Annotated in this window: 4 protein-coding genes; 3 read left to right on the top strand and 1 reads right to left on the bottom strand. The window is 71.7% G+C overall.

The features are described 5' to 3' along the window. Positions 1-135 precede the first annotated feature (135 nt). Positions 136-1,197, top strand: coding sequence for an AI-2E family transporter (locus JS521_RS04135; protein ID WP_205081339.1), 1,062 nt, complete (start codon positions 136-138; stop codon positions 1,195-1,197). Between the two features lie 114 nt (positions 1,198-1,311). Here the strand turns inward: JS521_RS04135 and JS521_RS04130 are convergent, their stop codons facing one another. Continuing rightward, complete coding sequence (locus JS521_RS04130; RefSeq protein ID WP_205081338.1) at positions 1,312-3,444, bottom strand: ATP-binding SpoIIE family protein phosphatase; 2,133 nt, start codon at positions 3,442-3,444, stop codon at positions 1,312-1,314. 163 nt (positions 3,445-3,607) lie between these two features. Here JS521_RS04130 and aspS point away from each other — a divergent pair, with 163 nt between their 5' ends. After that, a complete protein-coding gene (aspS, locus tag JS521_RS04125) occupies positions 3,608-5,407 on the top strand; it encodes an aspartate--tRNA ligase (RefSeq protein WP_205081337.1) in 1,800 nt (599 codons plus the stop codon). 201 nt (positions 5,408-5,608) lie between these two features. Then, complete coding sequence (locus JS521_RS04120; protein WP_205081368.1) at positions 5,609-6,349, top strand: L,D-transpeptidase family protein; 741 nt, start codon at positions 5,609-5,611, stop codon at positions 6,347-6,349. The last annotated feature ends 159 nt before the right edge of the window (positions 6,350-6,508 follow it).

Below are 6,508 nucleotides of genomic sequence, written 5' to 3'. Positions count from 1 at the left end.
TTTCCCGTGGCTTTGGGCCCCCGCGGGGGGGGGGGGCCGCCGGCGGCCCGGCGCCGTGTGTCTTTGGGCTCCCCCGTACGGGGGGGGGGGGGCGGGGGCCCCCCCCCCCCCCCCACACCGTGATCGGCTGGGAGGGTGCCCGCATCCAAGCCCCTCCTGCCTGAGAGCGCCCGCCGCGCGGCCGCCTGGTGCGGTGTCGTCCTGCTCGTCGTGGGTGTCGCCGCCGTCGCGATCTGGCTGGTCGTCGTCCTCAAGACCGCGGTCACCCCGGTGCTGCTGGCCCTGCTCGGCACCGCCCTGCTCGGCCCCGTCCACCGCTGGCTCATCGCGCGTCGTCTGAACCGTTCCCTGGCCGCCGGACTGACCTGCGCCGCCCTCGTCGCGGTGGTCGGCGGCGCCGGGTACATCGTCGTCACCGCCCTCGTCGACTCCGGCGACCAGATCGTCGCCTCCCTGAAGGACGCCGGCCAGTGGGTCGTCGACCACCTCGACATCGCCGGGGCCACGGACGTGGACGACCTGGCCGACAACGCGAAGGGCCTGGTCGAGAAGTTCGGGGCGAGCGCGGCGGGTGGTCTGCTCAGCGGTATCAGCCTGATCGGTTCGCTGGTGGCGACCAGTGTGCTGGCCCTGCTGCTGACGTTCTTCTTCCTGCGCGACTCGGACCGGGCGGTCAACCTGGCCCACACGGTGGCCCCGCGCGGCACGGGGGACCTGGTGGAGGCCATGGGGCGGCGCGCGTTCGAGGCCGTCGAGGGTTTCATGCGCGGCACCACGTTCATCGCCCTGATCGACGCCGTGTGCATCACGGTGGGCCTGCTGATCCTGGACGTTCCCGGGGCGGTGGGGCTCGGCGCGCTGGTCTTCGTCGGCGCGTACATCCCCTACCTGGGGGCGTTCCTCTCCGGCGCGGTGGCGGTGCTGGTCGCGCTGGCCGACCGGGGGTTCGTGATCGCCCTGTGGGCGCTGGGGGTGGTGCTCGCGGTCCAGGTGCTGGAGGGCCATGTGCTCCAGCCGATGATCCAGAGCCGTACGGTCCAGATGCATCCCGCCATGATCATGATCGCCCTGACGGCAGGCGCGAGCGTGGCGGGCCTGCTGGGCATGCTCCTGGCCGTACCCCTGTGCGCGGCAGCATTCGGAGTCCTGGGCGAGCTACGCAGGGGACACGGGAAACCTTCTGGACCGTCAGCGTGAGAGCCCAGCCCGTCCGGCGCTTGAGGACGGAACCCTCGCGGCGGCGGCCCCGCACTCGCGAACGGAGCCGAGCCCCAGTCCCTCTCCAGACACCGGGTCCAAAGGGCCCCACGCTCAGGACGCCGCAGCCGCCACCAATTCCCCCGGCTCATCCGACTCGTACAGCTCGAACCAGATCGACTTCCCCTCCCCCCGCGGATCCACCCCCCACGCATCCGCCAGCATCTCCATCAGCACCAGACCCCGCCCGCTGGACGCCATCTCCCCCGGCCGCCGCTTGTGCGGCAGCTCGTCGCTCGCGTCGGCCACCTCGACCCGAAGCCGCCGCTCCCCCCGCTCCCCGGAGACCTCCGCCACCATCAGAGCGTCCCCGTCCGTGTGGACGAGCACGTTGGTGGCCATCTCGGAGACCATCAGGACCGCCGAGTCGACCTGCTCCGGGTCGCTCCAGTCGTGCAGCAGCTCACGTACGAGCTGTCGCCCCACCGAGATCCGCTCGGGCTCCGCCTGCGCGATGGTCAGGACGCTGCGGCGCGGCGCGGTCACCGGGGCCGGGGCGCTCTCGCGGCGCAGCACCAGGACCGCGATGTCGTCCTCCCGCCGGTCCGCGAGCGGCCCCGTCGTGTAGTGCGAGGTCGGCCCGTGCACGGCCTGGACCAGGGCGTCGGCGAGCTGTTCCAGATCCTCGACCGGCTGCTCCATGACCGGGCGCAGCCGGGTCCAGCCGGTGGCCATGTCGTGTCCGCCGGTCTCGATGAGGCCGTCCGTGCACAGCATGATCGTCTCGCCGGGTTCCAGGACGACCCGGGTGGTGGGGTAGTCGGAGTCCGTCTCGATCCCGAGCGGCAGCCCTCCGGCCGTCTGCCGGATCACCGCGGTCCCGTCGGCACTGATCACCACCGGGTCGGGGTGGCCCGCACGGGCGATGTCCAGGGTTCCGGCCTCCGGATCCACCTCCGCGTACAGGCAGGTGGCGAAGCGCGGCGCCGAGGGTTCCGCGTCGCCCTCGACGCTCTCGTACGCGTCGGTGAGCCCGGACAGGAAGCGTGAGGCCCGGGAGAGCACGGCGTCCGGGCGGTGCCCCTCGGAGGCGTAGGCGCGCAGGGCGATGCGGAGCTGGCCCATCAGCCCGGCGGCCCGCACATCATGGCCCTGGACGTCGCCGATGATCAGGGCGATGCGGCCGTTGGGCAGCGGGATCATGTCGTACCAGTCGCCGCCCACCTGGAGCCCGCCGCCGGTCGGCACGTACCGCGCGGCCACCGTCATACCGGGGATCTCCGGGCCCAGCGTCGGCATCATCGAGCGCTGGAGCCCGAGGGACAGCTCGCGCTCCGTCTCGGCCACCCCGGCGCGGGCCAGCGCCTGGGCGAGCATCCGGGCGACCGTCGAGAGCACCGCCCGCTCGTCCGGCGAGAAGCCCACCGGATGCCGGAACCCGGCCATCCAGGCGCCCATGGTGCGGCCGGAGGAGACCAGCGGCAGGAAGGCCCAGGACTTCCGTCCGAAGCGTCGGGCGAGCGGCCAGGTGGCCGGATAACGGCGGCGGTACTCGTCGGGGGAGGGGAGATAGATCGCGCGCCCGGTGCGGACGACCTCGGCGGCCGGGTAGTCGGTCTCCAGGGGCATGTCGGTGAAGGGCTCCTCGTCCCCCACGTTGTGCCCGTGGTGCCCGATGATCGTCAGCCGCTCCCCGGCCGAGCCGAAGACCGCGAGGCCGTCCGGGGAGAAGCCGGGCATGGACAGCGATCCGGCGACCCGCAGCACCTCCTCGGTGGACCGGGCCTCGGCCAGCGCCCGCCCGGCGTCCAGCAGGAACGCCTCCCGGGACCTGCGCCAGTCCCCGGTGATCGGCGTGTGGGCGGCGTCGGTGGAGCCGGGCTGCGGCTCGGCGACCTCCTGGAGCGTGCCGATGAGGACGTAGGCCCCCTCGTCGTCCCGGTCCGCCGGAAAGACCGGCTTGGAGCGGCTGCGCACGGTACGGAGGACCTGCCCGCGCTCGTCCACGATCCGCAGTCGTGCCTCGGCGAGGGTGCCCTCGGTGACCGCGAGGTTCACCACCCCGTAGATCTCGTTCCAGTCGACCGGGTGGAAACGGGAGCGCACCGCCGACTCCCGGTAGCTGCCGGGCTCGGAAGGCAGGCCGAGCAGCCGGGCCGCCTCCGCGTCGAGCGTGACCGTGCCGGCTGCGTTGTCCCAGCGCCACAGGCCCGTCGCGATCGCGGCCAGGACTTCCTCGGTGCGCATTGCCCCACTTTAGGAAGATGTGCTCTCCGCACGCCACCGAGGGGAGGCCGAGCGCGGGCCCCCGCCGGGGGCGGGCGGCAAAGCGAAATGAAGAGGCCCGGCCCCGGGCGGTAGCCTGGGGACGCTCAATCCATCCCTAACCGCGAAGACTGGATGAACGACGATGCATCGGTACAGGTCCCACACCTGCGGCGAGCTCCGCGCCTCTGACGTCGGCACCGACGTCCGGCTGAGCGGCTGGCTGCACAATCGCCGAGACCTGGGTGGCATCCTCTTCATCGATCTGCGCGACCACTACGGTCTGGTGCAGCTCGTCGCCCGTCCCGGCACCCCCGGCAACGAGGCCCTGGCGAAGCTCACCAAGGAGACCGTCGTCCGGATCGACGGCAAGGTCTCCGCACGCGGCGCGGACAACGTCAACCCGGAGCTGCCGACCGGCGAGATCGAGATCGAGGTCACCGAGGTCGAGGTGCTCGGCGAGGCCGGCCCGCTGCCCTTCACGATCAACACCGAGGACGGTGTCAACGAGGAGCGGCGTCTGGAGTACCGCTTCCTCGACCTGCGTCGCGAGCGCATGCACCGCAACATCATGCTGCGCTCGGCCGTGATCGCCTCCATCCGCTCCAAGATGGTGGCCCTCGGCTTCAACGAGATGGCGACTCCGATCCTCACCGCGACCTCCCCCGAGGGCGCCCGTGACTTCGTCGTCCCGTCCCGGCTGAACCCCGGCAAGTTCTACGCGCTGCCGCAGGCCCCGCAGCAGTTCAAGCAGCTGCTGATGATCTCGGGCTTCGACCGCTACTTCCAGATCGCGCCCTGCTTCCGCGACGAGGACGCCCGCGCCGACCGCTCGCCGGGCGAGTTCTACCAGCTCGACGTCGAGATGTCCTTCGTCGAGCAGGAGGACGTCTTCCAGCCGATCGAGAAGCTGATGACCGAGCTCTTCACCGAGTTCGGCAACGGCCGCGAGGTCACCTCGCCGTTCCCGCGCATCCCGTTCCGCGAGTCGATGCTGAAGTACGGCAACGACAAGCCGGACCTGCGCGCCAAGCTGGAACTCGTCGACATCTCCGACGTCTTCGCCGACTCCGGCTTCAAGGCGTTCGCCGGCAAGCACGTCCGCGCGCTGCCGGTCCCGGACACCGCGGGCCAGTCCCGGAAGTTCTTCGACGGCCTCGGTGAGTACGCCGTCGAGCACGGCGCCAAGGGCCTGGCCTGGGTGCGCGTGGGCGAGGACGGCACGCTGGCCGGACCGATCGCCAAGTTCCTCACCGAGACCGACGTCAAGACGCTCACCGAGCGCCTCTCGCTGGTCCCGGGCCACGCGGTCTTCTTCGGTGCGGGCGAGTTCGACGAGGTCTCCAAGATCATGTCGGCGGTCCGGGTCGAGGCCGCCAAGCGCGCCGGCCACTTCGAGGAAGGCGTGTTCCGGTTCTGCTGGATCGTCGACTTCCCGATGTACGAGAAGGACGAGGAGACCGGCAGGATCGACTTCTCGCACAACCCCTTCTCGATGCCTCAGGGCGGCCTCGCCGACCTGGAGCAGAAGGACCCGCTGGACATCCTCGCCTGGCAGTACGACATCGTCTGCAACGGCATCGAGCTGTCCTCGGGAGCGATCCGTAACCACGAGCCCGAGCTGATGCTCAAGGCCTTCGAGATCGCCGGTTACGACCGCGAGACCGTGGAGCACGAGTTCGCGGGCATGCTCCGCGCGTTCCGCCTCGGCGCCCCGCCGCACGGTGGCATCGCCCCGGGCGTCGACCGCATCGTGATGCTGCTCGCCGACGAGCCCAACATCCGCGAGACGATCGCCTTCCCGCTCAACGGCAACGCCCAGGACCTGATGATGGGCGCCCCGACCGAGCTGGACGAGACCCGCCTGCGCGAGCTGAACATCCAGCTGCGCAAGCCGGTCGCCGCGAAGGGCGCGGGCGCGTCGGAGAAGCCCGCCGCCACGTAGTCGCTACGGCGCCGCTCTGCAGATGTTTCACGTGAAACAGCCCCCGATCACCCGATCGGGGGCTGTTTCGTTGCGCGCGGCCGGGAGCCGATGACCGCAGGGCGACGCGGTACAGCCGGATGGCCCCGGTTCGGGTTCGGCGGGGCCGGGCCCGGCAAAGACTGGCACCGAGACACCCCTCTCGCCGCACCGCTCCTCGTCCTGGCCCTGCTGCTCACCGGCTGCTCCTCCGACGTCGCTCCGGAGAAAGCCCCGGTCGGCGTCCCGGGACAGGGCGCCGCGGGCCCGCAGTCCGACGCCGCGTCCACGCTCCGGACCTCCCCCAGCCCGACGCCCGTCCCGAGTCCCGCCGAGATCCCGGATCTGGGACCGGAGACCCTGGCTCAGATCCCCGCCGAGGCCCGGCAGGCGTTCGTCGTGACCGGCGAGGAGGCCGACTCCTACCGCTCCAGCGCGGTCCTGTACAGCCGCGCGGATCCGGCACAGGGCTGGGAGCCGGTCGCGGGGCCCTGGCCGGCGCACAACGGCATGGAGGGCTGGACGGACTTCCACGTGGCGGGCGACCGGAGATCGCCCACGGGCGTCTACACCCTCACCGACGCGGGCGGCCGGCTCCCCGACCCCGGTGCGCTGCTGCCGTACGACGAGCACCCTCGGTTCGCGGTGGACGGCGAGGGCTTCTTCGGCGAGCCGCTGGAGGGCTCCTTCGACTACGTCGTCGCGATCAACTACAACCGCACTCCGGGCGTCAGCCCCCTGAACCGCACCCGCCCGCTCGGCCTCGAACGCGGCGGCGGCATCTGGATCCACGTCGACCACGAAGGCCCGACCCAGGGCTGCGTCTCCGTCCCGGAGGAGCAGATGGAGGAGCTGCTGCGGCTGCTGGACCCGGCGATGAACCCGGTGATCGTGATGGGGGACGGGGAGACGCTGGGGCGGTGACCGGGGTACGGCCGGGTACTGGACGCGCTGACCCGACGCGATACGTGAGGAGCCCCGGGGGCCCGACGAGGGGGGACCGGGGCGCGGGGGACGAAGGCGAAGCCCCCTGAAGACCGGGTTAGAGAAACCCCCGCGGGGCCACGCCCCGCCCCCGAAAGG

The sequence above is a fragment of the Streptomyces durocortorensis genome (assembly GCF_016901035.1).
GTDB classification, from domain to species: domain Bacteria; phylum Actinomycetota; class Actinomycetes; order Streptomycetales; family Streptomycetaceae; genus Streptomyces; species Streptomyces durocortorensis.
This window is presented reverse-complemented; position numbering and strand designations above follow the sequence as displayed.